The 26,911-nt window shown below is 69.9% G+C and carries 23 protein-coding genes and 2 pseudogenes; 15 read left to right on the top strand and 10 right to left on the bottom strand.

The window, feature by feature from the left end:
• The first annotated feature begins 55 nt into the window (after window positions 1-55).
• Window positions 56-904 carry a class I SAM-dependent methyltransferase gene (locus G412_RS33295; protein WP_051338125.1) on the top strand — a complete coding sequence of 283 codons (849 nt, stop codon included), beginning with the start codon at window positions 56-58 and terminating at the stop codon, window positions 902-904.
• A 153-nt stretch (window positions 905-1,057) separates the two neighbouring features.
• Window positions 1,058-1,306 (top strand): SCO4226 family nickel-binding protein, encoded by a 249-nt coding sequence (locus G412_RS0104430; protein WP_028810997.1) that lies wholly within the window; start codon window positions 1,058-1,060, stop codon window positions 1,304-1,306.
• Window positions 1,307-1,459: 153 nt separating this feature from the next.
• Here the strand turns inward: G412_RS0104430 and G412_RS0104425 are convergent, their stop codons facing one another.
• The 4 genes and pseudogenes from G412_RS0104425 to G412_RS33290 form a co-directional block, all read right to left on the bottom strand.
• A complete protein-coding gene (locus tag G412_RS0104425; RefSeq protein WP_244282849.1) occupies window positions 1,460-1,939 on the bottom strand; it encodes a hypothetical protein in 480 nt (159 codons plus the stop codon).
• A gap of 222 nt (window positions 1,940-2,161) precedes the next feature.
• A complete protein-coding gene (locus tag G412_RS0104415) occupies window positions 2,162-3,043 on the bottom strand; it encodes a hypothetical protein (RefSeq protein WP_028810995.1) in 882 nt (293 codons plus the stop codon).
• Window positions 3,044-3,276: 233 nt separating this feature from the next.
• Entirely contained in the window at window positions 3,277-4,128 is an 852-nt protein-coding gene (locus tag G412_RS0104410) for a helix-turn-helix domain-containing protein (RefSeq protein WP_028810994.1), read from the bottom strand.
• Window positions 4,129-4,141: 13 nt separating this feature from the next.
• A pseudogene (locus G412_RS33290) lies at window positions 4,142-4,894 on the bottom strand (DUF6879 family protein).
• A 287-nt stretch (window positions 4,895-5,181) separates the two neighbouring features.
• On the opposite strand from G412_RS33290, the gene G412_RS33285 reads away from it, so the two are divergent.
• The 7 genes from G412_RS33285 (at window position 5,182) to G412_RS0104370 (ending at window position 14,033) form a co-directional block, all read left to right on the top strand.
• Window positions 5,182-5,613, top strand: a complete 432-nt coding sequence (locus G412_RS33285) for an ATP-binding protein (protein ID WP_051338124.1) — start codon at window positions 5,182-5,184, stop codon at window positions 5,611-5,613.
• A 122-nt stretch (window positions 5,614-5,735) separates the two neighbouring features.
• Window positions 5,736-6,680 (top strand): LLM class F420-dependent oxidoreductase, encoded by a 945-nt coding sequence (locus G412_RS0104395; protein WP_028810993.1) that lies wholly within the window; start codon window positions 5,736-5,738, stop codon window positions 6,678-6,680.
• 12 nt (window positions 6,681-6,692) lie between these two features.
• On the top strand, window positions 6,693-7,478 hold the full coding sequence (locus G412_RS0104390; protein WP_028810992.1) for an SDR family NAD(P)-dependent oxidoreductase: 786 nt from the start codon (window positions 6,693-6,695) through the stop codon (window positions 7,476-7,478).
• Between the two features lie 132 nt (window positions 7,479-7,610).
• A complete protein-coding gene (locus G412_RS0104385) occupies window positions 7,611-8,741 on the top strand; it encodes an LLM class flavin-dependent oxidoreductase (RefSeq protein WP_028810991.1) in 1,131 nt (376 codons plus the stop codon).
• Window positions 8,742-9,034: 293 nt separating this feature from the next.
• On the top strand, window positions 9,035-10,774 hold the full coding sequence (locus G412_RS0104380; protein ID WP_028810990.1) for an N-acyl-D-amino-acid deacylase family protein: 1,740 nt from the start codon (window positions 9,035-9,037) through the stop codon (window positions 10,772-10,774).
• Window positions 10,771-12,249, top strand: a complete 1,479-nt coding sequence (locus G412_RS0104375) for an aldehyde dehydrogenase family protein (RefSeq protein ID WP_028810989.1) — start codon at window positions 10,771-10,773, stop codon at window positions 12,247-12,249. Before G412_RS0104380 ends, G412_RS0104375 begins: the two co-directional genes overlap by 4 nt.
• A 224-nt stretch (window positions 12,250-12,473) precedes the next feature.
• A complete protein-coding gene (locus G412_RS0104370; RefSeq protein ID WP_028810988.1) occupies window positions 12,474-14,033 on the top strand; it encodes an APC family permease in 1,560 nt (519 codons plus the stop codon).
• A gap of 91 nt (window positions 14,034-14,124) precedes the next feature.
• On the opposite strand, the gene G412_RS0104365 is transcribed toward G412_RS0104370, so the two are convergent.
• The 4 genes from G412_RS0104365 to G412_RS0104355 all read right to left on the bottom strand — a co-directional run bounded on the left by G412_RS0104365 (window position 14,125) and on the right by G412_RS0104355 (window position 16,551).
• The gene (locus tag G412_RS0104365; protein ID WP_037647611.1) at window positions 14,125-14,322 is read right to left on the bottom strand and encodes a DUF397 domain-containing protein; all 198 of its coding nucleotides are present in this window, start codon (window positions 14,320-14,322) and stop codon (window positions 14,125-14,127) included.
• Window positions 14,323-14,332: 10 nt separating this feature from the next.
• The gene (locus G412_RS41550; protein WP_051338123.1) at window positions 14,333-14,536 is read right to left on the bottom strand and encodes a Scr1 family TA system antitoxin-like transcriptional regulator; all 204 of its coding nucleotides are present in this window, start codon (window positions 14,534-14,536) and stop codon (window positions 14,333-14,335) included.
• A complete protein-coding gene (locus G412_RS41545) occupies window positions 14,445-14,657 on the bottom strand; it encodes a Scr1 family TA system antitoxin-like transcriptional regulator (protein WP_483027165.1) in 213 nt (70 codons plus the stop codon). Before G412_RS41545 ends, G412_RS41550 begins: the two co-directional genes overlap by 92 nt.
• Before the next feature lie 376 nt (window positions 14,658-15,033).
• Window positions 15,034-16,551 (bottom strand): CehA/McbA family metallohydrolase, encoded by a 1,518-nt coding sequence (locus G412_RS0104355; RefSeq protein WP_028810986.1) that lies wholly within the window; start codon window positions 16,549-16,551, stop codon window positions 15,034-15,036.
• 161 nt (window positions 16,552-16,712) lie between these two features.
• On the opposite strand from G412_RS0104355, the gene G412_RS0104350 reads away from it, so the two are divergent.
• From G412_RS0104350 to G412_RS0104325, 6 genes and pseudogenes are all read left to right on the top strand, one after another.
• Window positions 16,713-17,558, top strand: coding sequence for an LLM class F420-dependent oxidoreductase (locus G412_RS0104350; RefSeq protein ID WP_028810985.1), 846 nt, complete (start codon window positions 16,713-16,715; stop codon window positions 17,556-17,558).
• 121 nt (window positions 17,559-17,679) lie between these two features.
• Window positions 17,680-17,898, top strand: coding sequence for a hypothetical protein (locus G412_RS0104345; RefSeq protein ID WP_028810984.1), 219 nt, complete (start codon window positions 17,680-17,682; stop codon window positions 17,896-17,898).
• Window positions 17,899-18,104: 206 nt separating this feature from the next.
• Window positions 18,105-20,702 (top strand): annotated as a pseudogene (locus G412_RS0104340) (bifunctional FO biosynthesis protein CofGH); the annotation flags it as partial.
• A 114-nt stretch (window positions 20,703-20,816) separates the two neighbouring features.
• Window positions 20,817-21,326, top strand: a complete 510-nt coding sequence (locus tag G412_RS0104335) for a hypothetical protein (protein ID WP_028810982.1) — start codon at window positions 20,817-20,819, stop codon at window positions 21,324-21,326.
• Between the two features lie 98 nt (window positions 21,327-21,424).
• Window positions 21,425-22,843, top strand: a complete 1,419-nt coding sequence (locus G412_RS0104330; protein ID WP_028810981.1) for a flotillin family protein — start codon at window positions 21,425-21,427, stop codon at window positions 22,841-22,843.
• Window positions 22,844-23,074: 231 nt separating this feature from the next.
• Window positions 23,075-24,190 carry an ADP-ribosylglycohydrolase family protein gene (locus tag G412_RS0104325; protein ID WP_028810980.1) on the top strand — a complete coding sequence of 372 codons (1,116 nt, stop codon included), beginning with the start codon at window positions 23,075-23,077 and terminating at the stop codon, window positions 24,188-24,190.
• Here the strand turns inward: G412_RS0104325 and G412_RS33275 are convergent.
• Both G412_RS33275 and G412_RS0104315 read right to left on the bottom strand, forming a co-directional pair.
• The gene (locus tag G412_RS33275) at window positions 24,150-25,748 is read right to left on the bottom strand and encodes a sodium:solute symporter family protein (RefSeq protein ID WP_051338122.1); all 1,599 of its coding nucleotides are present in this window, start codon (window positions 25,746-25,748) and stop codon (window positions 24,150-24,152) included. The genes G412_RS0104325 and G412_RS33275 overlap by 41 nt on opposite strands.
• Window positions 25,749-26,077: 329 nt before the next feature.
• Window positions 26,078-26,869: an SDR family oxidoreductase gene (locus tag G412_RS0104315; protein WP_028810979.1), complete on the bottom strand. Its 792-nt coding sequence runs from the start codon at window positions 26,867-26,869 to the stop codon at window positions 26,078-26,080.
• Window positions 26,870-26,911 lie beyond the last annotated feature (42 nt).

The following is a 26,911-nucleotide window of genomic DNA, read 5'->3' as shown; positions in this document are numbered from 1 at the left end:
AGATGTACTCCTGTTCACTGGACAGGTGGACCGGTCAAGGTGGAGCATCCCTCACATGGGAACGGCCCCTCAAATCGCGCCCGAGATCTACGACTTCTACACCGACACCTTCGACGAAGCGACCCGCCTGACAGCCACTGCCGACGGCGCCCTCGAACTCGTCCGTACTCAGGAGATCCTTCGACGCCTCCTGCCTCCGGCTCCGGCGACCGTCCTCGATGTGGGAGGCGGGCCCGGCATTCATGCCCAGTGGCTCAGCGCCGACGGCTACAAGGTCCATGTCGTCGACCCCGTCGCCCGGCACGTCGAGCAGGCGGCAGCCCTCGGTGTTGGCGCGGAGATCGGGGACGCGCGGCAGCTCACCGCCGACACTGGTTCGTACGACGTGGTTCTCCTCCTCGGTCCGCTCTACCACCTGCTGGAGCGTGCGGACCGTGACCGTGCGCTTGCCGAAGCAAGGCGGGTGGTGCGGCCGGGCGGGCTGGTTGCCGCAGCAGCAATCGGGCGGTACGCGTCGCTGTACGAACACGTGGCGACCACGTTCCTCGGTACCGAGCGGGTCCGCGACGCCGTGGCGGACATCCTCCGCACCGGCCGCCATGAGCCCGGCCGGAAGGGGTTCACGGCCGCCTACTTCCACACCGCCGAAGGCCTTGAGGAGGAGATGGTGGCCGCCGGCCTGGAAGGCGTCGCCGTACACGGCATCGAGGGTCCCGCGTGGTCGTGCCTGAAGGCGGCCGAGCAGCACAGCGGTGAGCGGCTGATCGGATCCCCCATGTTCGTGGCCGCACTGGAGTCCGCCCGGTTGGCCGAGCCGTACCCCGCACTTCTTTCCTCCAGCTCACACATGCTCGCGACCGCGACCGCCGGCTCGCTGACCGGCTGTCGGCGCGAAGTCGGTTGACTCTCCGCGCTCGATGGAGCGCCGTGCGTACCGGTGGGGCGGGGGTGGTGGTACTGGGTGGCGCATGTGAGGGCGTCACGCCGGCTCGACCTGGTGCGGGGGCGGGCGCACGATGGTAGGAGGAGACGACGAGACGACTGGAGGTGGCGGGCGATGACTACGTTCATGGACGTCCACCACGACATGAAGGGCATCACGGCCGAGCAGCTCTCGGCGGCACACCGGGCAGATCTGGCGATCGAGGCGGAGGAGGGAGTGCACTTCGAGCGAGCGTGGGCCGACCCCGACGCGGGCGTCGTGTACTGCCTCTCCGAAGCGCCCTCTGCGGACGCGGTGAAGCGCGTCCACGAGCGAACCGGTCACCCGGCCGCCGAGATCCACCCCGTACCGCTTTCTGTCTAGTGCCGTAACCGCATAGGTTCGCCGGGGCGGCCACAACTGGAGCCTCTCCGGGCACCCCGAGCGGCACCCCGGCCGCCTACCACCGCACCCACGGCGTGCGGTACGTCCACGGCTGGCAGGGGGGCCTGCGTTGACGTCTTCTCCAGCCGGTGGTCATTCGATCCCAAGGGGCCCGATGCCCAGATCCTCACGCATGCGGCGGCGCATCTCAGCCATGGCCGTGCGGCGCTGTTGGATGAGGACCGTGTCCTCGGCGGAGCCGACTGTCACCCCGCGGGTATAGGCGTCGCGTATCCGGCGCAGGCTGTGGAACGCCTCGTTCCCGGCCGCGACAACGAGCGGCGGACCCACGAGCCAGAGCTGCTCGCTTGCCGTGTGCAATCCGGTCCCACGGAAGGCCTCACGCACCGCCGCGTCACGCGCCGACTCGGACATGTGATCGCCCAGCGCGACAGCCCGTATCTGTTCCCCCGCGTCCTTGAGGGCGGAGGTGTACTCGGTGTACACGGCGCGCCGCACTTCCAGAGCGTGTCGTGCTTCCTCGCGCCGCCACCTGTTGCGATCGGCGATCAGGGTGGCGGCGATGCCGATAGCGGCACCCACCAACGTGGAGAGCAGAGGCATCCAGTTCATGCGCCGCATGATGTCTGAGCCGCTGCCGCGACACCAGCGGTTCCTCACTGTCCGGCCGGGCGGCTGTCGGCTGAGGCGGCGCTCCTGCGGTCCAGTCGCAGAGCACCCTCTACGCGTGGGCCACCTGGACCCGGACGTGGTGGACCGGATCGTACGCCGCAACGCGATCGAGCTGCTGGGGCTGACGGAGGAGGGGCTGTGAGCGGGCGCGGGCCCGAGTCCTCAGCGCTGAGACGGCGGCCTGAACCGGTACGCCCGCACGGTGTCCCGCAGCCGGGCCGCCTTCCCCCGTACGACCTCGGTGGGCAGCCCGTCCTCGGGACGGTCGGGCACGCGGGGCTCACTCCGGCAGACGCGGCACAGCCCGCCGGGCAGCGATCCGGGTGTACCGGGCGCGCCGCAGTCGGTGCACTCCATGACGTACGTACCGGTGACGGGCGGGGGCGGCAGCGGCGGCAGCTTCGCCTCAAGCCGTGAACGTACGAATCCGTACGGGTGCTTCACCGGGTCCGGCAGCAGCAGCGTGATCGCCAGCGCGAGCTGCGTCTCGGTCGCCCCGCGCCGGAACCACTCCCCGGCGAGCGGCGCGAGCGCCTGGCACTCGGCGGCGGAAAGCGCGAGCCGGGGCTCACGGCGGCCGAGCCGGGCGAGGGCGTCGTGCCCCTGTACGTCGGGCTCCGGTGCGGCCGCGGCGTCGGCGTAGCCGCTGGTGGGGACGTGGTCGCAGAGGTAGGCGTTCCACCAGGCGTCGGCCCGTGGGGTCCGCGTGAAGAAGGTCCGAAACACCCACCGCACCTCCTCGCCCTCGCACACCGCCTGGCGCACGCGGCGCAGGTGCCCGGCCTCGGAGAGCCTGTTGAGCGCGGTCCCCACGGCGCACTGGCCGTAGTCGGCCAGCTCCCTGGCCAGCGTCTTGACGGAGATGTCGGCGCCTTCGGGAAGACGGTCGATGTACGCGGCGATGGCCGCTTCACGCTTGGGCAGATGTGCGAAGTCGCCCTTGCGGCGCGGTTCTTCGTCGGGCGCGCACCGCTTTCCGAAGCCGGGGTTGGCCATGGGATGGGCGGGGGCGTGCAGAGCGGGACTAAACTGCGAAACAGCCATTGGGTCGACCTGCTTTCGAACTGATGGTCAGACCCCTGTGCGGTGTTGGCGCACCCACGGGGGTCGTTCTATGAGGCGCACCGTACACGGCAACCGCACTGCGTGGCGACCCGATCACAAAAGGTCACCGCTCGGCAGGCGTGCGGCAACAAGGTGGGGTGGGTGGGTAGTTCCCTCCGTCCCATTCCTCGCAAAAGCGTCTCGACCCTCGTCCCCCGAAGCTCAAGTCACCGTCAGTGGCCGTCCAGGGCGCGCCGGGCGCGATTGATCACCGCGTGCGCGTCGGAGCCGTACACGGCGGATTCGTTCAGGGTGGACCAGACCTTGGAGTAGACGGCGATGGCGGCGGCGTCATCGATCCAGAGCTCGGCGTGCCAGTCCTCCACGATGGCCAGGCGGTCGTCGAAGATCCAGAACCCGTTGGCGGGTGGAATCCTCAGCGAGGCGGAGAAGGGGACGATGCCGAGCTCCACGGTGTCCAGCCCGATGACTCCGGCCAGCCTGTCGAGTTGCGCGGCGAGTACCGGGGGCGGGCAGACCTGGGCATGAAGTGCCGCTTCCCACATGACGATGCGGTACTTCGTGCCGGGCCGGTACAAGCTCTCCTGCCATCGCAGGCGTGCTCGTACGGCGTCCTCGGTGTCACGGGGCGACTGCTGCAGTTCGGAGTAACGGCTGAAGATGTTCCGGGCGTAGTCGGCGGTCTGGAGGGCGCCGACAACCATGGAGTTCTCCCAGGCGCGGAACGTCGTGGAGCGCGCGAACTCGGTACTGATCGCGTCCTGGACAGCGCGGTGTCCGGAGGCGAGCTGCCGACGCCAGGACCGGATGTGGGATTCGAGGCCGGCCAGCCGAGCGAGCAGCTCTTCGGCTGCTTCCGGGTGACCGGTGGCCTCGGCCCAGGAGCGCACGTCCTCGGCAGTGGCGGTCTGTCTCCCGTTCTCCAGCTTGCTGACCTTGGAATGCGGCCACCCGAGGTGCTGGGCGAGCCGAGACCCGGTGAGCCGACCTTCAGGGGAAGATTCGCGCAGTTCACGGAGGCGCACTCCGAGCGCGGCGCGAGCTTGTTGGAAGTCGGTGCTCACCAGGTCTCTCTCGCTACTTTGAGGCGGACACTCCGGCCGCGAACGATTCGTACGGTACGGCGTAGTGCCAGGCCGCATCACGCACTTGCGCGTAACGGTTGACTGCCGCAGGTTCAGTGATCAGCTCGACGTCGATCAGGTTGTCGGCGTCGTCGAAGCGGAGCAGGGCGACGAGCCGTGAGTCGATGAGCCAGAAGTCCTCTTCGGGCAGGTTCAGCCGTTCCGCGTCGGTGCGCCACAGGTTGCGGATGTCCTCACCCACCGAGGAGTTCCGCTTCGCGTTGTCGAGCAGGTAGAGCTGGCCGGGCGTCGGCGGGTCGTCGACGACGCGCACCCGCTCGAACCGCTTGCCCAGGGCCGACTGCTCGCGACGCTCGGCGCACCACTCGGGGTTGGCGCCGTCCCACACCACGGGCTCGCCCCTCATGAACTGGCCGTACGTGTCCGATACTTCGTCGGACGCGTATCGGCGCCGTGTTTCGAGCCGCCATGCGGTGTGCTTGAAAGAAGTGAAGAGCTTGTCGAACTCGTCCAGTCCGATGATGTCCGGCACTCGGTCTGCCTCCTTGGGGCCGAAGTCGATCAGGAGCTCTCGCGGTACGACGATGGCGGTCTCTCCTTCGGAGAGATGCTGAAGCTGCGTTGTCTCGTCGGGATCGGTGAGCGGTGGTCCGTGGACGATGATGTCCCCGGTGTCGAGGTCCTCGTGGACCTACGGGCATCCGTTCACGCCGCTGCCCGTGCCGTTGAAGCGCAACCGCCTCATAGCGGTCTCCTTTCCCTCGGGTGTCGATCCACTGCTCAGCATCCTGGGGTCACCGCTTTCGCGGTACAGCTTGTTGCCGGCCTTGTGGGAAAGATCGAGAAAGTCTGCGCGGCTTTCGAGAAACATGGAGAAACTTTCGCGCTCACCGTGAACGACTGTCCGTAACGTCCCATCCCCGTAGTCCAGTACAGGGCGGCGCAACCGCCCGCGCCCGCTGAGACGGACGGGCCCGATGCGCGTATGAGTCGTACCGGGGTTGCCGAGCGGAACAACCGAGTGAGGCCGTGATGACGGATCTGGGGCAGGGCCTGTACGCGCCCTTCGTGCGAGAGCGCTCCACCGGCTATCCCATGACAGCCGGCGCCGTGCGCCTGGCCCGGATACACACCCGCCGGCAGCTCACGATGTGGCGTTGGCCGGGGGATGTACAGGATGCCGTGCTGATCGTCTCCGAGCTGGTCACCAACGCCGTCCATCACGGCCGCAAGGTCGGCCACGAGCTGTGGGTGCGGCTCGCGGTGCTGGAGGACGGGGCGCTGCTGATCGACGTGTCCGATCCCGTCGAGGCGTTCGCCCGGTTCGGCGAGGACGGGGAACCGGCAGAGGGTGACGAACGAGGGCGCGGCCTGCGGCTCGTACGGGACGTCGGTGGGGAGGTGAGCTGGTTTCTCCGCCGGCACTGCGGCAAGACGGTCCGCGTGCGACTGGCGTCCGCCTGACCGGCCCGGCCTGATGAGCCGAGCCGGCCGCACGCCTCGAACCCCTTGCCTGATGGTCCGTCAGGTATGACGATGGCCCTTCCGTCCGCCAGTGACGGGTCATCAGCTCCGGAGGGGTTCTCATGGCGCGGGTCCTGCCCGAAGGGCGGCTGTCGTACGGGATGCAGCTCCCGGTCCAGTCGCAGAGCACCATCTACGCGGAGACGTGGGAGGCGGAGGCCGGTCCCGAGGACCTCGTCGAGGTGGCCAGGGCCGCCGACCGCTCCGGCTTCGCCTATATCGCGAGCTGCGACCACGTGGCGATCCCGCGCCGCCTCGCCGACGCGATGAGCACCGTCTGGTACGACCCCGTCGCCACCCTCTCCTTCCTCGCCGCCGCCACCGAGCGCGTTCGGCTGCTGAGCCACGTCGCCGTGGTCGGCCTGCGCCATCCGCTCGTGTCCGCCAAGCAGTACGCGACGCTCGACCACCTCTCCGGCGGCCGGCTGGTCCTCGGTGTCGGCGCCGGGCACGTACGGGAGGAGTTCGACGCGCTCGGTGCGGACTTCGACGGGCGTGGGGGCGTACTCGACGAGACGATCGACGCGCTCAGGGCGGCACTGGGGCCGGACGAGTACCCCGAGTTCGCGGGGGAGCGGTACGCCTTCAGCGGGCTCGGGCAGCGGCCTCGCCCCGCGCAGGAACGCGTGCCCGTGTGGGTCGGCGGGTCGTCGCCCGCCGCCGTGCGCAGGGCTGCCCTGCGCGGCGACGGCTGGCTGCCGCAGGGCGATCCGCGTGACCGGCTGCCACGGCGGATCACCCGGCTGAGGGCGCTCCGCGAGGCGGCGGGGAGCGTTGCCCCCTTCACCGTCGGCGCCATCACCGAGCCGCTGTACGTCGGCGACGCGGCCTGGAACGTCGGGCGGCGCACGGTGACAGGGAAGCCGGAGGCGATCGCCGAGTCGCTGCGCGCGTACGGGGCGATGGGTGTGGACCAGATCCAGGTGCGCTTCCGCAGCCGAGGCCGCACGGAGCTGACCGACCAGATGGCGGCGTTCGCCGCCGAAGTGGCCCCGCACCTGAACTGAGGGAGACCTGGTATGGGCAAGCTGGACGGGCGTGTCGTCGTCATCACGGGCGCGGCGCGCGGGCAGGGCGAGCAGGAGGCGCGGCTCTTCGTGGCGGAAGGCGCGAAGGTCCTCCTCGCTGACGTCCTGGACGAGCAGGGCAAGACGCTCGCCGGGGAACTGGGGGAGAGCGCCGCGGCGTACGTCCATCTCGATGTGAGCCAGGAGGCCGACTGGGTCGCGGCGGTGACCGTCGCGAAGGAGACCTTCGGGAAGATCGACGGGTTGGTCAACAACGCGGGGATCCTGAGGTTCAACGAGCTGGTGAACACGCCGCTGGAGGAGTTCCAGCAGGTGGTGCAGGTGAATCAGGTCGGCACGTTCCTGGGGATCAGGAACGTGGCGCCCGAGATCGAGGCGGCGGGCGGCGGGACGATCGTCAATACGGCGTCGTACACGGCTCTTACGGGCATGGCCTTCGTGGGCGCGTACGCCGCCACCAAGCACGCCGTCCTCGGGCTGACGCGGGTCGCGGCCGTGGAGCTGGCGGCGAAGAAGATCCGGGTCAACGCCGTGTGTCCGGGGGCTGTGGACACGCCGATGACGAACCCGTCGGCGCTCGATCCGGCGGCCGACCCGGCGGAGTCCAGGGCCGCCGTGGACGAGCTCTACCGGAAGTTCGTACCGATGGGGCGGATGGGGCAGCCGGAGGAGGTGGCGGCGCTGGCGCTGTTCCTGACCGGCGACGACTCGTCGTACATCACGGGGCAGCCGTTCGTCATCGACGGCGGGTGGCTGGCGGGCGTCAGCCTTTTCTGACGGCTCTGGCGGCTCTGGCGGGCGCCCGACCTACCTGACGGCGCATCAGGTGTTGACGGCCCGAAGGGGCAGTGGAACAGTCGTGGGCATCCATAACTGACGGTGTGTCAGTTTCTCCGAAGGAGAAGTACCTTGGAATTCGGGCTCTTTGTACAGGGGTACGTGCCGGCCGCGCGTGCCAAGGCCGACCCCGAGGCGGAGCACAAGGCGCTGATCGAGGAGACCGAGTACGTCATCCAGGCGGACAAGTCCGGCTTCAAGTACGCCTGGGCCTCCGAGCACCACTTCCTGGAGGAGTACTCGCACCTCTCCGCGAACGACGTCTTCCTCGGATACCTCGCCCACGCGACTGACCGGATTCACCTCGGATCGGGGATCTTCAACCCGCTGGCGCCGGTGAACCATCCGGTGAAGGTCGCGGAGAAGGTCGCGATGCTGGACCACCTGTCGCAGGGGCGCTTCGAGTTCGGCTCGGGGCGCGGGGCCGGCAGCCACGAGATCCTCGGCTTCATGCCGGGCATCACCGACATGAACCACACCAAGGAGATCTGGGAAGAAACGATCTCCGAGTTCCCCAAGATGTGGCTCCAGGACGAGTACGCCGGCTTCCAGGGCAAGCACTGGTCGCTGCCGCCGCGCAAGATCCTTCCCAAGCCGTACGGGAAGTCTCACCCGGCCATGTGGTACGCCGCCGGGTCGCCGTCGTCGTACGCCATGGCCGGGAAGAAGGGGCTCGGGGTGCTGGGCTTCAGCGTCCAGAAGGTCTCCGACATGGAGTGGGTCGTCGAGTCGTACAAGAACGCGGTGAAGGAGGCGGAGCCGATCGGCGGCTTCGTCAACGACAACGTGATGGTGACGTCGACCGCTATTTGTGCGGAGACGCATGAGAAGGCGGTGGAGATCGCGGTGGGCGGCGGGCTGAACTATCTGCAGTCGCTGCTCTTCCGGTACCACGACACGTTTCCCCGGCCGGAGGGGATTCCGGAGTGGCCGGAACTGCTGCCGGAGTACTCGGCGGAGATCATCGAGCTGCTCATCGCCGAGGAGCTGATGATCTGCGGGGATCCGGACGAGGTGCTGCGGCAGTGCGAGCGGTGGGAGCGGGCGGGGGCGGATCAGCTTTCGTTCGGGTTGCCGATCGGGGTGTCGCCGCAGGACACGATGACGACGATCAAGCTGATCGGAGAGCACGTCATCCCGAAGATCGACACGGACCCGGTCCACCGGACGACGCGGTTCCGGCAAGCGGCGCCGGCGAGCTGAGCGCGGCGGCGGTGCGTGCGTCCGCTGCGCGGGGCCTTCCCCGACCCGCCCCTTCCCGCTGTGACACTTTGCGGCTCCGCCGCGTGAGGGGCGCTGCCCCAGACCCCGGACGCCCTACGGGCGTGTCCTCAAACGCCGGACGGGCTGGATGGTGCTCAGCCACTTCCAGCCCGTCCGGCGCTTGAGGACCGGGGCCTGAGCCCCGGGCAGCGGCCAAACCGGCCCGCACTCGCACCCCGAGCCCGCCCGCGCGGCCCCCCGCCCCACCACCACCATCACCCGAAGGGACTCCCATGCTCGACCACCTCATCCGCGGAGCCACCGTCGTGGACGGCACCGGTGCCCCCGCCCGCGTCGCCAACGTCGGCATCCGGGGCGGCCGGATCGCCGTGATCGCCGCGCCCGGCAGCGTCGACGAGCCGGCCCGTACCGCCGAGAACGCCGACGGCTTCGTACTCGCCCCCGGCTTCATCGACCCCCACACCCACTACGACGCCCAGCTCTTCTGGGACCCGTACGCCACCCCGTCCCTCAACCACGGCGTCACCACCGTCGCCGGCGGCAACTGCGGCTTCACCCTCGCGCCGCTGCACCCCGACCGCCCCGAGGACGCCGACTACACGCGCCGCATGATGTCGAAGGTCGAGGGCATGTCCCTCGTCGCCCTCGAAGAAGGCGCCCCCTGGAACTGGCACAGCTTCGGCGAATACCTCGACGCCCTCGAAGGCCGCATCGCCGTCAACGCCGGCTTCATGGTCGGCCACTGCGCCCTGCGCCGCCACGTCATGGGCGAGGCAGCCGTCGGCGGGCAGCCCACCGAGCCGCAGCTCGCGCGCATGGTCCAGCTCCTCCACGACGCGATGGACGCCGGCGCGTGGGGCCTGTCCACCACCCAGTCGTCCACCCACTCCGACGGCGACGGGCAGCCCGTCGCCTCCCGCCACGCCAGGCCAACCGAACTCATCGCTCTCTCCCGCGCCGTCGGCGAACACGAGGGCACCCAGCTCGAGGCGATCGTCGCCGGCTGCCTCGACCAGTTCACGGACGACGAGATCGACCTCCTCGTCGACATGACCACCGCCGCCGGCCGGCCCCTCAACTGGAACGTGCTCACCATCGACGCGGCCGTGCCCGAACGCGTCCCCCGTCAACTGGCGGCAAGCGGGAGGGCCCGGCAGGCGGGCGGCCGGATCGTCGCCCTCACCATGCCGATCCTGACCCCCATGAACATGTCCCTCGGTACGTTCTGCGCCCTCAACCTCATCCCCGGCTGGGGCGACATCCTCGCCCTCCCCGTCTCCGAGCGCATCGAGAAGCTGCGCGACCCGGACGTACGCGCCGAAATGCTCCGCCGCGCCGACAGCAAGGAGGCCGGCGTCTTCCGTCGCCTCGCCAATTTCGAGCGGTACGTCATCGGCGACACGTACTCGGACGCCAACGAGGGCCTGAGCGGCCGCGTCGTGCGCGACATCGCCGCCGAACGCGGCCAGGACCCCTTCCACTGCCTCGTCGAAATATGCGCCAGTGACCGGCTCCGCACCGTCCTGTGGCCGATGCCGGCCGACAACGACCCGGCGAGCTGGGAACTGCGGCAGCGCACCTGGCAGCACGAGGACGTCCTGCTCGGCGGTTCGGACGCCGGGGCCCACCTGGACCGGATGTGCGGGGCGCCGTACACCACGCGCTTCATCGGCGACTGCCTGCGCGGCCGCGAGCTGGTGCCGCTGGAGCAGGCCGTGAAGATGCTGACCGACGACCCCGCCCAGCTCTTCGGGCTGCGCGAGCGCGGACGTATAGAGGAGGGCTTCCACGCGGACCTCGTGCTGTTCGACCCGGAGCGGATCGCGGCGGGCCCGGCGACGCTCGTGCACGACCTGCCCGGCGACAGCCCGCGGCTCGACTCGAAGGCGATCGGCGTCGTGTCCGTACGCGTCAACGGCGTCGAGGTGATACGCGACGACCAGGTCACGGGGGCGGTGCCGGGCACGGTGCTGCGCTCCGGCCGGGACACCAGGACGGTGGCGACCAAGTGAGCGGGGAGGAACCGCCCGGCCGGCCGCAGCGGCTGTTCATCGGCGGCGAGTGGACAGACCCTGACGGCGGCCACTACGAGGTCATCGACCCGGCCACGGAAGAAGTGGTGGGGCTCGCCCCCGAGGCGAGCCGTGAGCAGGTGTACGCCGCCGCGTCCGCCGCGCGGGACGCCTTCCCGGCCTGGGCCCGCACCGCCCCCGAGGAACGCGGCGCGATCCTCGACCGCGCGGCAGACCTGATCCAGCGCGACTCGGCCGCGTACGCCGGACTCGCCCGCGCCGAGACCGGCGCCACCGCCGCGACCGCGCTCGGCATGCAGGTCGCCGTCGGCGCCGCCCGCTTCCGGCGGTATGCGCGCGGGGCGCTGGAGCCCGTGGAGCGCGGGCTGCCGCCGCAGGTCAGTCCGGCGGGGGCGATGGGGAAGGCCGGGGTGTTCGGGGCCGTGGCCGTACGCCAGCCGGTCGGCGTCGTCACCTGCGTCACGTCGTACAACAACCCCTGGGCCAACGCGGCCGGCAAGGTCGCGCCCGCGCTCGCCATGGGCAACACCGTCGTCGTGAAGCCCGCCCCCCAGGACCCGCTGTCCGTCTACCGCATGGCGGCGGCGCTGGCGGAGGCCGGCGTACCGCCCGGGGTCGTGAACGTCGTCACCGGCTCCGGGCCCGCCGCCGGTGAGGCCGCCGTCGACTCGCCGGACGTCGACATGGTCAGCTTCACCGGGTCGACGGCGGTGGGGCAGCGCATCGCGGAGGTCTGCGGGCGCGGCATGAAGCGTCAGCTCATGGAGCTGGGCGGGAAGGGCGCGGCGGTGGTCTTCGACGACGCCGACCTCGACTCCGCCGTCCTGGGCATCGGTACGTCGTTCTCCTTCTACAGCGGGCAGATCTGTACGGCGCCGACGCGCGTGATCGCTCAGCGCGGGATCTGCGACCGGCTCGTCGAGAAGCTGACGGGCTACCTGCGTCTGCTGAAGGTCGGCGACCCCGGCGCCCCGGACACGGTCGTCGGCCCGGTGATCTCCGCAGCCCACCGCGACCGCGTCGAGTCGTACATCGACCTGGGCCGCAAGGAGGGCGCCCGGCTGGTCGCGGGCGGTGACAGGCCCGCGTACCAGAAGGGTTTCTACGTCGCCCCCACGCTCTTCGCCGACTGTACGAACGACATGCGCGTCGTCCGTGAGGAGATCTTCGGCCCGGTCGTCGTGGTCGTCCCCTTCGACGGTGACGAGGAAGAAGGCATCGCGCTCGCCAACGACAGCGACTACGGGCTCGTCGACTACGTCTGGTCGGGGGACGCGGCCAAGGCCTTCCGGGTCGCGCGGCGGCTGCGCGCGGGCGGTGTCGGGGTGAACACCGTCGGGCGCAACATGGAGGCGCCGTTCGGCGGGTTCAAGAAGAGCGGAGTGGGGCGGGACGTCGGCTCGTACGCGCTGCACGCATACAGCGAGACTCAGGCGATCGTGTGGACCGGATGAGCCCTCCAGAAAACGTTTGGGAAACTTTGAAAAAGGGCAAAATGGACAGCGTTGCGATTTCCGCACCTCGGAAGTATTGGTCTGCGGCCTGGCAATGGCCGCCCCCGGTTCTGTGAGAACCTTCAATCCGCAACCACTGAGGCGCTCGACCCGCGAAATTCAAGGATCTTTGAGCGGAGCGTTTGCCTCCGGATGTGGAAAACGCACGGGCTAACGTCCCGCATATGACTCAGGTAGACATGCGGCCCCAGGCCGGAGACACGGTAAGCGGCGCCTCCTCGGTGGAGAGTGGCGTACGCGAGAAGGGCCTCGGCGGCAATTCCGTCGGGCTCGTGGGCAACGCCGTCATCGGCATCTCCACCGTGGCACCCGTCTACTGCCTCACGGCCACGCTGGGCCCCACGGTCGGCGAGGTCGGGCTGCAGATGCCCGCGATCTTCCTCGCGGGGTTTCTGCCCATGCTGCTGGTGGCCTTCGCATACCGCGAGCTGAACAAGGCCGTACCCGACTGCGGCACGTCCTTCACGTGGTCGGTCAAGGCCTTCGGTCCCCGCGTCGGCTGGATGTGCGGCTGGGGCCTGCTGGTCGCCACCATCGTGGTGCTCTCCAACCTCGCCGGCGTGGCCACCTCCTTCTTCTACTTGCTCCTCGGTGAGCTGACCGGCAGCGCGGACGTCGCCGCGCTGGACGACAACAAGGCCGCGCACATCCTCACCACGCTGGTCTTCATCGCCGCCGCCACCGCGATCAGCTATCGGGGCATCACGGCCACCAAGTGGGTCCAGTACGCCCTGGTCGGTCTCCAGCTCGCCGTCCTGGTGATGTTCGTCTACATGGCACTCACCAAGTCCGACGAGGTCGCCAACTCGATCGACTTCTCCTGGTCCTGGATGAACCCGTTCGGCGTCGAGTCCTTCGCCGCCTTCACCGCGGGCCTCTCCCTCTCGATCTTCATCTACTGGGGCTGGGACGCCTGCCTGTCGGTCAACGAGGAGAGCACCGGAAGCGCCAAGACGCCCGGCCGCGCCGCGATGCTCGCCATGGTCGTGATCGTCGTGTCGTACCTGATGGTGGCCATCGCCGCCCAGATGTACGCCGGTGTCGGCGAGAAGGGCACCGGCCTCGGCAACCCGGAGACCTCGGACAACGTCTTCGCCGTCCTCGCCGAACCGATCATGGGCTCGGGCATGGGCATCCTGCTCTTCGTCGCCGTGGTCGCCTCCGCCGCCGCGAGCCTGCAGACCACCTTCATCCCGGTGGCGCGCACCGCCCTGGCGATGAGCACCTACCAGGCCATGCCGGCCTCGTTCGCCAAGGTCCACCCGCGCTTCAAGACCCCCGGCCGTGCCACGGTCGTCGCGGGCGTCGCGACCGGCGTCTTCTACTCGGTGATGACGCTTGTCAGCGAGAACGTCCTCGTCGACACGATCTACGCGCTGGGCCTGATGATCTGCTTCTACTACGCGATCACCGCCTTCGCCTGCGTCTGGTACTTCCGTGGGGAACTGCGCCACTCCCTGCGCAACCTGATGATCAAGGGGATCTTCCCCGGCGTCGGCGCGCTGATGCTCACCGCGGTCTTCGGCCAGACCCTGTACGACATGTGGGACCCGGCATACGGCAGCGGCAGCTCGCTCTTCGGAGTCGGTTCGGTCTTCGTGATCGGCGTGGGCCTGCTGCTGCTCGGCGCAGTGATCATGGCCGTCATGCAGCGCCGCAGCCCGGCGTTCTTCCGCGGCGAGGTGCTGACGACGGACACCCCGGCGCTGGTCGTCGAGGACTGACCCGTCCGAACTCCCGCTGCATACCTGAGTCACGAGAGGGCCGGGGAAGCCGAATACGGCTTCCCCGGCCCTCTGTCGTGTCCAGCGACGTTCAGGCGGGCGGACGCCCGGCCTGGCTGAGGCTCTGGAGCAGGGCGTTCCAGGCGGTGGGGGTCGTGCTGAGTACGGCGTGGGCCGGGTCCGCGCTCTCGGTGAGCAGGACCGTGCGGTCACTGGCAGCCACGTGTACGCAGGACTCACCCTGTCCGCAGAACGAAGACTTCTGCCAATCGGCCTCAGCGGATTGCATCAGTTCCCCTTCACAAGTCGTGGGTCAGTTTGTGGATGAGCTCGCGTGACGCGGAGGGCTCCAGGGCTACGGCTTCCATACGGGCCAGCAGAGCCCGGTACATCTCCAACTGGGCCTCGGCGTCAACAAGCGCCGGACCGTGCGACTGATCCAGCGAGACGGTGTCGAGCTGGGGCACGGGCCCGTGCGCGTACAAGATCGTCTGCCCGGTCAAGCAGCGCCTGTCGCTGGAGGCGGTGGTTCACGCGGTGCTCAACCTCGGTGCGCGAGAACTCTGGGACGACCTGCCGGAAGATCTCGCGGGCGTGGTCGGTGATTTGCAGCAGACCCGGAATGTGCGACGTGGTGGCGGACTGCAGCCGGGTCGAGTGGTGTTCCAGCTCGGCAAGGTCCAGCAGTGGCGTCGGGAGTACTTCTCGGAACGCGCGTCACGGTCCAACTCCCGACAGCGATCGGAAACTTCCATGGCCACCGTAACCCCGCCCTGGGCCTACACCCTCCACCTTCCGCACGATCCCCGCGCTCCCGGAATCGCCCGAGCGACGGGGCCTCCACCTCGTCCAGGCGTGCGCGGACAGGTGGGGTGGTTACCCCCTCGGCGGGGCGTACTACCCAGGGCGGCCGGGCGGCGGCAAGCTGCTGTGGGCGGAGTGCGGGCGCAAGGGTGAGGACTGGTGAGGCCGCCCGCGTTGCCGGTGGCGTCGGTTGCTGTCAGCGGCGGCCGGAAGCGGGACCGAGGAAGACGGGGTTGGTCATCGCCGCCAGGGCTCCCGGCAGGGTGGGGACCTTCGGTGCGTGGCGGACTTCCGCGCGTACGTACGTGGCGTAGTGCGGTGTCGTGCGCCATTCCACCGTGCCTGCCCCGGACTCCGGCAGCGGCGCGGTGTGCAGCGTGCCCTGGTCGGTGACGAAGTGGGCGGTGCAGCCCGGTGCGCCGGTCACCTCCAGGCGGACGGTGACGGGGGTGTCGGCGTCGACGTCCAGCCGGTCCCCGATGCCCGCGTGGCGGGCCCGGCCGCCCGAGGCGCCGAAGGTGAGGGACACGGCGGAGGATTCGGTGATGTAGGAGTGGCCGGCGCGGATGCCGTCGAGGATCGCCTCTCGGGTGAGGTCGTCGGCCCGTACGACCGTCTGCGGCATACCGACGAGCTGCGGCTCGCGGTGGGCGTCGCTGCTGCCCATGGCCGGGGTCCAGCCGCGGCCGCTGGTGAGCGTGCTGTCCCAGGACGCGAGTGCGACCTCGTCCTCGGGGGTGTACGGCCCGTTCCACACCTCCACCGCGTCGGCGTCCCCGAACCCGAACTTCCAGTTGCACCCGATGCAGGTGGCGTGCGGATGCGCGGGCACGACCAGGCCGCCCGCGCGGCGGATCTCGCGGGCGTAGTGCCCGAAGCGGTTCTCGCGGGCGCGGTAGCGCCAGTCGACGAAGGTGCCCGGCTCGGTGCCGACGGCGACGACATGACCGTTACGGGTGGTGACTTCCTCGCCGGTGAGGATGAGCAGGTCGTCACCCCACAGGCCCTGCCAGGCGCTGTGAGCGGCGTGGGTGTTGTGCTCGCTGGTGTTGATGAAGTCGAGCCCGGCGGCGCGGGCGGCTGCGGCAATCTCGGCCGGGGTGCGCTTTCCGTCGGAGTACACGGAGTGCAGGTGGCAGTCGCCCCGGTACCAGGCGCGCCCCCGCCCCCTGGCCCGCTCGGGCGGATGGACGGCGGCGGGGGTCCTGCCCGGTGCGCCGTACCGGAGCGTGATGGTCACGGCGTACGGCAGTCCCTCGGGGGCGGTCGTGTACGGGCCCAGCACGATGTTCCAGGTCCCCGCCCGGACGGGGCCCGCGATGTAGCCGGGCGTCGCGTCATCCGCGCGGATGAAGAACTCCGACCGCGCCCCGCCCGACCAGCCGCGAAAGCCCCGGCCGCCCAGGCCGGTGCCGCGCTCGTCGAAGATGCCGATGTCGAGGGCGTTGCCCTGGGTGCCGGGCGGCACGGGAGTTCTCTCGTACGCGTACGAGACGGCGATCTCCCGTACTCCGCGCGGCACTTCCACGGGCAGGTAGACGTAGTCGGGGGACCCCGGCGGGAGTGTGCCGCGTACGGTCCGGGTCTCCTCGCCGCCGGGCGGCGCGGCATTCGCGAAGCTCACGCTGCCCAAGGTAAGGGCGGCGGCGGCGCCGGTCACGAACAGTCCGCGCCGGCCGATGGTCCGGCCGGATTCGCTTGTCGGTCCGGTCATGCCGGCATCTCCCGAGGTTGAGCGTCGAGGGTGCTTCCTGCGTCCTGCGGGCGTACGGAGACCCTGGTATTGAGCCGTGAACTCCCCTGCAACGGAAGGGGTTCGGCAGCGGACTTCTACGATGAGATCCGGTTGATGCCGATCACGATGAGGAGCTCCGCATGCGGATTGCCACCACGATCTTTCTCACCGACGAGACGATCACGCCGGTACGGCTCGCACGCGAGCTGGAGCAGCGAGGCTTCGCCGGCCTGTACCTGCCCGAGCACACCCACATCCCGGTGTCGCGCGAGTCGGCGTACCCGGCGGGCGGTGAACTCCCGCGTGAGTACGGCCGTACGCTCGACCCCTTCGTCGCCCTCGGCCAGGCCGCCGCGGTCACCGAACGGCTCGGCCTCGGCACCGGCATCACCCTCGTGGCGCAGCACGACCCGATCGACCTGGCGAAGCAGGTCGCGACGCTGGACCACCTCTCCGGCGGCCGCTTCACGCTCGGTGTGGGCTACGGCTGGAACAAGGAGGAGGCCGCGGACCACGGCGTGGAGTGGACGACCCGTCGCGAGCGGACGCGGGACCGGATGGCGCTGATGCGGGCGCTGTGGTCCGAGGAACCGACGGCGTACGAGGGCGAGTTCGGTGCGGTACGAGCGTCGTACGCCCACCCCAAGCCGGTGCGGAAGCCGCGCGGCCCGGTGACGGGGCCGCGCACGCTGGTGGGCGGGGCGGCGGGTCCGAAGCTGTTCTCGCACATCGCGGAGTACGCGGACGGATGGCTGCCGATCGGCGGCCGGGGCCTGACGGAGTCGGTGCCGGTGCTGCGTACGGTCTGGGAGGAAGCGGGGCGTGATCCGCAGTCGCTGCAGGTGGTCCCGTACGCGGTGAAGCCGAGCGCCGGCAAGGTGGCGCACTACGCGGAGCTGGGCATCGAGGAGCTGGTGCTGCAACTGCCGCCCGCGGGGGAGGCGGAGGTTCTTCGCGTACTGGATGAGTACGCGAGGTTTATCTGACGTTTATGTGGCCAGTGCCGTCCGGCCCTCTGTGCCGCGCGCCCGGGCGCCGCTACCTTGGCCTTTCGGCATGGACAGCGCCCGGCCGCCCCGGCCGGACCTCGGGGGAGAGGGAACGCACGTGCAGAAAAGTCCGTTCAGCATTGTCGCGATCATTTTCGGCGTGGTGGCACTGTTCTTCTGCCCGCCGCTCTTCGGCGTCCTCGGTCTGGTATTCGGCGGGATCGCCAAGTCCAAGGACGAGCCTCTCGCGGTTACGGGCCTGATCGTCGCGGGAGCCGGCCTGGCCCTCGGCATGGTGCTGGGGTTCCTGGTCTTCAGCTCGATGTCGACGCCGTGAGGCCCTGAACCCTCGCCGGACCACCACGGGACGGAGTGCCTGTCCGCGTCGCTCGTATGCTCGGACGCATGACGACGAGCGCGAGCGCACCGAGGGGAAACGGGAACGAGGACGGGAACGGAAACGGAAACGAGGACGGGCCAAGGTCCGGTACCGTTTCCGCTTCCGGGAACGGGCAAGAATCCACCGGAGCCGCCACCGCAACACCCCACAGCCACGCCCCCACCCCCAACAGCATGCGGCGCGCCCTGAAACGTGCCCGCGACGGGGTCGCTCTCGACATCGCCGAGGCCGCCGTGCTCCTCCAGGCACGCGGTGACGACCTCCGCGACCTCACCGCCTCCGCCGCACGTGTACGCGACGCCGGTCTTGACGCCGCCGGGCGTCCCGGCGTCATCACGTACTCGCGCAAGGTCTTCATCCCGCTGACCCGCCTGTGCCGCGACAAGTGCCACTACTGCACCTTCGTGACCGTCCCCGGCAAGCTCCGCCGCGACGGCCACGGCATGTTCCTCTCGCCCGACGAGGTACTGGACATTGCCCGCCGCGGCGCCGCGATGGGCTGCAAGGAAGCGCTGTTCACACTCGGCGACCGCCCCGAGGAACGCTGGCCCGAAGCGCGCGAGTGGCTGGAGGCCGAGGGGTACGACGACACCCTCGCGTACGTCCGCGCCATGGCCATCCGCGTGCTTGAGGAGACGGGGCTGCTGCCCCACCTCAACCCCGGTGTCATGTCATGGACCGACCTCCAGCGGCTCAAGCCCGTCGCCCCCTCCATGGGCATGATGCTGGAGACGACCGCGACGCGCCTGTGGTCCGAGCCCGGCGGCCCGCACCACGGCTCCCCCGACAAGGAGCCCGCCGTACGCCTGCGGGTCCTCGAAGACGCCGGCCGCTCCAACGTCCCCTTCACCACCGGCCTGCTCATCGGCATCGGCGAGACGTACGAGGAGCGCGCCGACTCCCTCTTCGAGCTCCGCAAGACCGCCCGCGCCTACCACGGCATTCAGGAAGTCATCGTCCAGAACTTCCGCGCCAAGCCGGACACCGCCATGCGCGGCATGCCCGACGCCGAGCTGGAGGAGCTGGCCGCCGCCGTCGCCGTGGCCCGCCACATCCTCGGACCGAGCGCCCGCATCCAGGCCCCGCCGAACCTCGTCGACTCCGAGTACGCCCTCCTCATCGGCGCCGGCATCGACGACTGGGGCGGCGTCTCGCCGCTCACCCCCGACCACGTCAACCCCGAGCGCCCCTGGCCGTACATCGACGAGCTCGCCGCGAAGACCGCCGCCGCGGGCTTCGCGCTGCGCGAACGGCTCACCATCTACCCGGAGTTCATCCAGCGCGGCGAGCCCTGGCTCGACCCCCGGTTGCTGCCGCACGTACGGGCGCTCGCGGATCCGGAGACCGGGCTGGCGCGCGAGGACGTACGGCCGACGGGTCTGCCGTGGCAGGAACCCGACGAGGGCTTCAACGCGGCAGCGTCGGCAGCGTCGGCGACCGGCACCGGCCGCACCGACCTCCACCGCACCATCGACACCACCGGCCGCACCACCGACCGCCGGACCGATTTCGACGACGTGTACGGCGACTGGGACGCGCTGCGCGAGGCCGCCGCACCCGGCATGGTGCCCCAGCGCATCGACACCGACGTACGCCAGGCCCTCGCACAGGCCGCCGACGACCCGGCCAAGCTCACCGACGACGAGGCCCTCGCGCTCCTCCACGCCGACGGCCCCGCCCTGGACGCCCTCACCCGCATCGCTGACGAACTGCGCCGTGACGTGGTCGGCGACGACGTCACGTACATCGTCACGCGCAACATCAACTTCACCAACGTCTGTTACACCGGTTGCCGTTTCTGCGCCTTCGCGCAGCGCCGCACCGACGCCGACGCCTACACCCTCTCCCTCTCCCAGGTCGCCGACCGCGCCGAGCAGGCGTGGGACGTCGGCGCGGTCGAGGTGTGCATGCAGGGCGGCATCCACCCCGATCTCCCCGGCACGGCGTACTTCGACATCGCGCGCGCCGTGAAGGAGCGCGTCCCGGACATGCACGTGCACGCGTTCTCTCCGATGGAGATCGTCAACGGCGCGACCCGCACCGGCATGTCGATCCGTGAGTGGCTGGCGGCGGCGAAGGAGGCCGGGCTCGACTCCATCCCCGGCACCGCCGCCGAGATCCTCGACGACGAGGTGCGCTGGATCCTCACCAAGGGCAAGCTGCCGACCGCGACGTGGATCGAGGTCGTGAAGACCGCGCACGAACTGGGCATCAGGTCTTCGTCGACCATGATGTACGGGCATGTCGACCAGCCCCGCCACTGGCTCGGCCACCTGCGTACGCTCGCCCGCGTTCAGCAGGAGACGGGCGGCTTCACGGAGTTCGTGACGCTGCCCTTCATCCACACCAACGCGCCCGTCTACCTGGCCGGCATCGCCCGGCCCGGCCCCACGGACCGCGACAACCGGGCCGTCACCGCCATGGCCCGCCTTCTCCTCCACCCCCACATCACCAACATCCAGACGAGCTGGGTGAAGCTGGGCGCCGAGGGAGCGGCCGAGATGCTGCGCTCGGGCGCGAACGACCTCGGGGGGACGCTGATGGAGGAGACGATTTCCCGGATGGCGGGCTCCAGTTACGGCTCGTACCGCTCCATCCAGGACCTCGTCGCGATCGCGGACGCGGCGGGCCGCCCCTCGAAGCCGCGCACGACGCTGTACGGGGACGTACCGCAGGAGCGACAGCAGGCGGCGGCCGCGTCGGACGGTCACCTTCCGCAGTTGCTGCCGGTGCTGGAGTGAAGCGGCATTAAGGACGCGTCAAGATTGCTGGAACCCGGCAATGTTTTCTGTCAGTCGCGCATGAGACGATCCCTCTTGTTCAGAAGATCGGCGCGCGCGGGGGAGGCGAGCGGGATGACAGTTTTTCTCGGTCTCGGCATTGCGGGGATCGTGCTGCTGGCTCTCTCGTTGATCTTCGACGGGATTCTGGAAGGGCTTTTCGGGGGAGTCCTCGACGGCCTTTTCGACGGGCTTCTTTCACTGCCCGTCATCGCCGGGTTCATTTCGATGTTCGGCTTCGGCGGCGCCATCATGCTCGGCACCACGGGTCTGGGAGCCGCTGCGGCCACGGGAGTCGGGGTGGCGGCGGGGGTCGCGGCCGGCTGGCTCGCGTGGAACTTCAGCCGCGCGCTGATGCGTGACCAGACCGACGCCACCCCGCGCGGCACCGACCTCGTCGGCACCGCCGGGTCCGTCGTCACCGCCATCCCCGCCGACGGGTACGGCGAGGTGATGCTGCGGCTCGGCGGCCAGCCGGTCAAACTCGCGGCCAAGAGCGCGGTGCCCGTCGCACGGGGCGCCGAGATCTGGGTGGAGGCGTCCCTGTCGAGCACCTCGGTGACGGTGCGCCCCGTCGAACGCTGACACCGGTCCGCCCGGCCCTGCGTGACCCAACAGTCCTGCTTACGTTACGTTCCACTCCAACTGCTGCCGTCCCCTGGGAAGGCAGGGGGGAATTCATCATGAGTCCAGTCGTCATCGCTGTCGTGGGAGTCGTCGTACTCCTCGTCATGCTGGCCCTTGTCGTCATCACGCGCTACAAGGTCGCCGGCCCCAGCGAGGCCTTCATCATCACCGGTCGGCGCGGCAAGACGTCCGTCGACCCGGTTACCGGGCATACCTCCACCGACAACAGCGGCCAGAAGGTCGTCGTCGGCGGCGGCGTCTTCGTCGTGCCGTTCGTACAGCAGAAGTTCACCCTCGACCTCTCCAGCCGGCACATCCCGATCTCGGTGCGCGGCGCCGTCACCCTGCGTGGTGTGAAGGCCAACCTCGAAGGCGTCGCGATCGTCAAGGTCGGCGGCAGCGAGGACGCGATCCGGGCCGCTGCCCAGCGGTTTCTGCAGCAGCAGGACGGCATCGTCGGCTTCACGCAGGAAGTGCTGTCCGGTGCGCTGCGCGCCATCGTCGGCCGGATGTCGGTCGAGGACATCATCCGTGACCGCGCCGCCTTCGCCGGTCAGGTCGCCGAGGAGGCCGAGGCGAGCCTGTCCGGGCAGGGCCTGATCCTCGACGCCTTCCAGATCCAGGACATCACCACCGAGGGCTCCTACCTGGAGGACCTGGGCCGCCCCGAGGCCGCCCGCGCCCGTCAGGAGGCCGACATCGCCGAGGCCATCGCCAAGCGGGCCTCGGAGCAGGCCAGGCTGAAGGCGGCCGAGGAGATCGCCATCGCCGAGCGGACCTTCTACCTCAAGCAGGCCGAGATCCGCGTCGAGACCGAGGCCGCCGCCGCCAAGGCCAACGCCGCCGGCCCGCTCGCCGACGCCGCACGCCAGCAGGAAGTACTCGCGGAGCAGGAGAAGGTCGCCGAGCGCCAGGCCGCGCTGACCGACCGCGAGCTCGACACGAAGGTCCGCAAGCCCGCCGACGCCGCCCGTTACCAGGCGGAGCAGGAGGCCGAGGCCCGTCGTATCGCGCAGGTCAAGGAGGCCGAGGCGGACGCCGAGCGCTCCCGCCTCACCGGTGAGGGCGAGAAGCTGCACCGCGCGGCGCTCGCCGAGGCCGTACGGATCGAGGGTGAGTCGGAGGCCGCCGCCATCGCCGCGAAGGGCTCGGCCGAGGCCGAGGCGATGCGCAAGAAGGCCGACGCGTTCGCGCAGTACGGTGACGCGGCCGTCCTCCAGATGCTCGTCGAGGTGCTGCCGCAGGTCGTCGCCAAGGCGGCCGAGCCGATGAGCGCAATCGACAAGCTGACCGTGATCTCCACGGACGGCGCGAGCCAGCTCTCCCGTACGGTCACCGACAACGTCGCCCAGGGCATGGAGATGCTCAGCTCCACCACCGGGGTCGACCTCGCCGAGCTGCTCAAGGGCATCACGCAGCGCGGCACGAAGCCGGCGCCGGCCGACGCGAACGGCCAGATCCCGATCACGGACTGACCCGAGGGCGTGTCCTCGAACGCCGGACGGGCTGGATGGTTGCCCCCTGTGCGACTTTCAGCCCCTCCGGCGTTTGAGGAGCGCGGTCCGGTGCGGAGCCCCGGTTCAGCGCCGCAGGCACCGCACCCGCCCGCACCCCTGCCCCCTGAACACCTCGTTCCCCTTCGGTTACAGTGCTGCGCCAGACGCCACGTCGTTCGTACGCCGGCACACACGCGAAGGGCAGAAGCGGTGAGCGCACCACTCACATCCGTATGGGGCCGTGCCGAGCAGCAGGACTTCCGCAGCCGGGTACGCGGCTGCCTGCTCGGCGGCGCGGTGGGCGACGCGCTCGGCGCCGGAGTGGCCGCCCTGAGCCTGGAGGAGATACGTGCGGCCCACGGCATGGACGCCGTCACCGACCTCGTCCCCGCCTACGGCAGACGCGGCGCCGTCACCGCCGGCACCCAGTTGACGCTCTTCACCGTCGACGGCCTCATACGGGCCCAGGTACGCCGCGACACCGGCGCCTGGCACCCGCCCACCGACGTACACCGCGCGCACCTGCGATGGGCTGCCACCCAGCGCGACTGGGGCCCGGACGAACGCCGCAAGGACAACGGCTGGCTCGCCCGCGAGGAGTGGCTGTACGCCCGCCGCGACCCGTCCCGTGAATGCCTGACCGGCCTCGCCGACGAGACCATGGGCACCCTCGACCGGCCCAGAAACCCCACGGCCCGCGACTCCGGCGCCGTCACCCGCTCCGCGCCCTTCGGGCTCCTCGTCGGCTGGGAGCCGCAGCTCGTCTTCCAGCTCGCCGTCGAATGCGCCGCCCAGACCCACGGCCACCCCACCGCGTACCTCTCCGCCGGGGCCTTCGCCGTCATCGTGCACGGCCTGGCGCGCGGCGAGACCGTCGACGCCTCGGTCCAGCGCGCCCTCGTCCAGCTCGCCGCCCGCCCCGGCCACCAGCCCGTCACCGACGCGCTCAAGCACGCACTCGGCGCCGTGCGCCAGGGGATGCCGTCCCCGGCCCGTGTCGAGTCCCTCGGCGACGGCCGCACCGCCGAGGACGTACTCGGCGTCGCCGTCTACTGCGCCCTCGTCGGCGAGGACATCCGCCACGGCCTGCGCCTCGCCGTCAACCACGGTGGCGCCTCCGAGGCCACCGGCGCGCTGTGCGGCAGCCTGCTCGGCGCCCTGCACGGCGAGACCGCGCTGCCGCCGGGCTGGGTGGCGGAGCTCGAAGGGCGCGCCACGGTCCTCGAACTCGCCGACGACTTCGCGATGGAGATGACCCAGGGCCCCGCCCTCCACGGCCCCGCGATCAACGCTCCCGGCTGGCTGTCCCGTTACCCGAGAGCCTGAGCGCGCCCTTTCCCCTTCCGGCAGGGGCCGGGACCGCCGCACCCGCCGACGAGCCGTCGCCGCCGCCGTCACCGTCCCCGTCGTCGTCCGAGTTGATGCGCGCCAGCACCGCATCGCGCTCCGGAGTGTCCTCCGGCTTGATGAAGCCGATCACGACGAACAGCACCAGCGAGACGGCCAGCGGCACCGACACCTGGTACTGCGTCGCCACGCCGTCCATGCCGTAGTTCACCACCCAGAAGGCGAACAGCCCGCACGCCCACGACACCAGCGCGGCCGTCGGACCCGACTTACGGAACCGGGGCAGCAGTCCGAGCATGAACGGGATCGCGATCGGCCCCATCAGACCGGCGACCCACTTGATGACGATCGTGATGATGTCCTTGAACGCCGGCGAGTTGACCTGCGTCGCGATCGCCATCGACAGCGCCAGGAACGCCACTGTCGACAGCCGGGCCGCCACCAGACCGGCCCGCTGCGACCAGCCGCGCGCCTTCGCGGAGAGGGCGGGCGCGATGTCGCGGGTGAAGACGGCGGCGATGGCGTTGGCGTCCGAGGAACACATGGCCATGGTGTGCGAGAAGAAGCCGACGATGACCAGGCCCAGCAGGCCGTGCGGCAGCAGTTGCTCGGTCATCAGCGCGTACGAGTCCGAGGCGTCCGGCTTCTGCGCGTCGACCAGCAGCGGCGCGCACCACATGGGGAAGAAGAGAACCAGCGGCCACACCAGCCACAGGACCGCGGACAGCCGGGCCGACCGCGTCGCCTCGCGTGCGTTGGCCGTGGCCATGTAGCGCTGGGCCTGGTTCCACATGCCGCCGGAGTACTCGAAGGTCTTGATGAAGAGATAGGCCAGCAGGAACATCATGGTGAAGTCGCCGGTCAGCGGGTCGTTGTGGCTCTCCGGGAGCTCGTCCCACACCGTCCACAGCGAGCTGAACCCGCCGAGTTCCGCCATCACCGCGATCAGCATCGCCAGCCCGGCGAAGAGCTGGATGATGAACTGCCCCAGCTCCGTGAGGGCGTCGGCCCACAGACCGCCGACCGTGCAGTAGATGCCGGTGATGACACCGGTGATCAGGATGCCCTGGTTGAGGGAGATGCCGGTGAAGACGGTCAACAAGGTGGCGATCGCCGCCCACTTGGCCGCCACGTCCACGACCTTCAGCAGGACACCGGACCAGGCGAGCGCCTGCTGGGTGGGCAGGTTGTAGCGGTTCTTGAGGTACTCCAGCGGCGAGGCGACATGGAGCTTGGACCTGAGCCGGTTGAGCCTGGGAGCGAAGAGGCTGGACCCGATCGCGATGCCGATCGCGATCGGGAAGGACCACGTCACGAAGGATGTGACGCCGTACTTGTAGGCGATGCCCGCGTAGCCGGTGAACATGACGGCGCTGTAGCCGGACATGTGGTGGGAGATGCCGGACAGCCACCACGGCATCTTCCCGCCGGCCGTGAAGAAGTCACTGACGTTGTCCACGCGCTTGTGGGACCAGACGCCGATCGCGACCATGATTCCGAAGTAGCCGATGAGCACGGCCCAGTCGAGACTGTTCATGCCCCCTCCAGGGGTCCGCCATGTGAACGGGTTCCTGCTTCGTCAGTACGTCCGATTGGGCGGTGACCCCGTGCGGGAGCGGGGACTTTGGGGATTGAACCGGTTTTTGGGGCGACCGGTCAAGGCTTTCCTTAGCCAAGTATGTGAACTCAGATCAGGAAGCGGAACCTCTTTGCCTGTTCTTGACCTGCCGGGTCGTTGTCGTGAACGCGATGGCAGCCACACGATGGGCGGGCGCTTCGTCAGGCGCCTTACATGCGGCAGCGGCCGCGCGGGATGCGGGTCCCGTGCGGCCGGAAGATGGAAGGGAGGGGGGAGGGCAGCGACTGCTACCGCATCAGCTCACCCGCGTTGACGAGCAGCGACTGGCCCGTGATCGCGCGGGCCCGGTCCGAGGCCAGGAAGGCCACGGCCTCGGCCACATCACCGTCCGTGGCCGGCTCGGGCAGCGCCATGCGCTCGGTGAGCCGGCCGAGCACCTCCGGCTCGGGCACACCCTCGCTGTGCGCGGTGTACCGGACGTACTCCTGGACCGGCGGGCCCCACATCCACCCCGGCAGCACGGTGTTGACCCTGATCCGGTGTGGCCCGAGTTCGCGTGCCATTGAGTACATCGCCGAGGTGAGCGCGCCCTTGGAGGCCGCGTACGCCGTCTGCTTCACCTGGGACGGTGCGGCGATCGCCGACTGCGTACCGATGATGACTACCGAGCCGCCCCTCACCTTCAGGGCGGGCAGGCAGGCGCGGGTCATCCGCAGCGTGCCGAGCAGGTTGACGTCGAGCACGCTCTGCCAGGCGGCGAGGTCGGCGTCCTCCACGCCGCCGAAGTGGCCGTCCCTGGCGGCGACATGGGCCACCGCGTCGATCCGCCCGAAACGCTCGACGGCGAGCGCGGCCAGCGCCTCGCACTGGTCCTCGTACGTGATGTCGGTGGCCAGGTGGGCCGTGTGCCCACCGGCCGGGTCGATCTCGGCGGCGCACGTGACGAGGTTCGCCTCCGTGCGGGCGCCGAGCACCGCGTTGCCGCCGTCCCGTACGACGGCCGCGGCGATCCGGTGGCCGAGCCCGGTGCCGACGCCCGACACGACGACGGTCTTCCCCTGAAGGGGCGTGAGCGGCATCATCCGTCGCCTCCGCGCTCTGGATATCTATCTGACGAAGCG

It is taken from the genome of Streptomyces flavidovirens DSM 40150 (assembly GCF_000429085.1).
GTDB lineage: Bacteria > Actinomycetota > Actinomycetes > Streptomycetales > Streptomycetaceae > Streptomyces > Streptomyces flavidovirens.
The sequence above is the reverse complement of the archived record's forward strand: the minus strand, read 5'-3'. Positions and strand labels throughout refer to the sequence as shown.

Coding starts and splice junctions, on each gene's coding strand:
- G412_RS0104390 (WP_028810992.1), top strand. CDS start 6,693: ATGGGCAAGCTGGACGGGCGTGTCGTCGTCATCACGGGCGCGGCGCGC.
- G412_RS33295 (WP_051338125.1), top strand. CDS start 56: ATGGGAACGGCCCCTCAAATCGCGCCCGAGATCTACGACTTCTACACC.
- G412_RS0104395 (WP_028810993.1), top strand. CDS start 5,736: ATGGCGCGGGTCCTGCCCGAAGGGCGGCTGTCGTACGGGATGCAGCTC.
- G412_RS0104350 (WP_028810985.1), top strand. CDS start 16,713: ATGCGGATTGCCACCACGATCTTTCTCACCGACGAGACGATCACGCCG.
- G412_RS0104335 (WP_028810982.1), top strand. CDS start 20,817: ATGACAGTTTTTCTCGGTCTCGGCATTGCGGGGATCGTGCTGCTGGCT.
- G412_RS0104430 (WP_028810997.1), top strand. CDS start 1,058: ATGACTACGTTCATGGACGTCCACCACGACATGAAGGGCATCACGGCC.
- G412_RS0104330 (WP_028810981.1), top strand. CDS start 21,425: ATGAGTCCAGTCGTCATCGCTGTCGTGGGAGTCGTCGTACTCCTCGTC.
- G412_RS0104415 (WP_028810995.1), bottom strand. CDS start 3,043: ATGGCTGTTTCGCAGTTTAGTCCCGCTCTGCACGCCCCCGCCCATCCC.
- G412_RS0104425 (WP_244282849.1), bottom strand. CDS start 1,939: ATGAACTGGATGCCTCTGCTCTCCACGTTGGTGGGTGCCGCTATCGGC.
- G412_RS0104380 (WP_028810990.1), top strand. CDS start 9,035: ATGCTCGACCACCTCATCCGCGGAGCCACCGTCGTGGACGGCACCGGT.
- G412_RS0104370 (WP_028810988.1), top strand. CDS start 12,474: ATGACTCAGGTAGACATGCGGCCCCAGGCCGGAGACACGGTAAGCGGC.
- G412_RS33285 (WP_051338124.1), top strand. CDS start 5,182: ATGACGGATCTGGGGCAGGGCCTGTACGCGCCCTTCGTGCGAGAGCGC.
- G412_RS0104355 (WP_028810986.1), bottom strand. CDS start 16,551: ATGACCGGACCGACAAGCGAATCCGGCCGGACCATCGGCCGGCGCGGA.
- G412_RS0104315 (WP_028810979.1), bottom strand. CDS start 26,869: ATGCCGCTCACGCCCCTTCAGGGGAAGACCGTCGTCGTGTCGGGCGTC.
- G412_RS0104365 (WP_037647611.1), bottom strand. CDS start 14,322: ATGCAATCCGCTGAGGCCGATTGGCAGAAGTCTTCGTTCTGCGGACAG.
- G412_RS33275 (WP_051338122.1), bottom strand. CDS start 25,748: ATGAACAGTCTCGACTGGGCCGTGCTCATCGGCTACTTCGGAATCATG.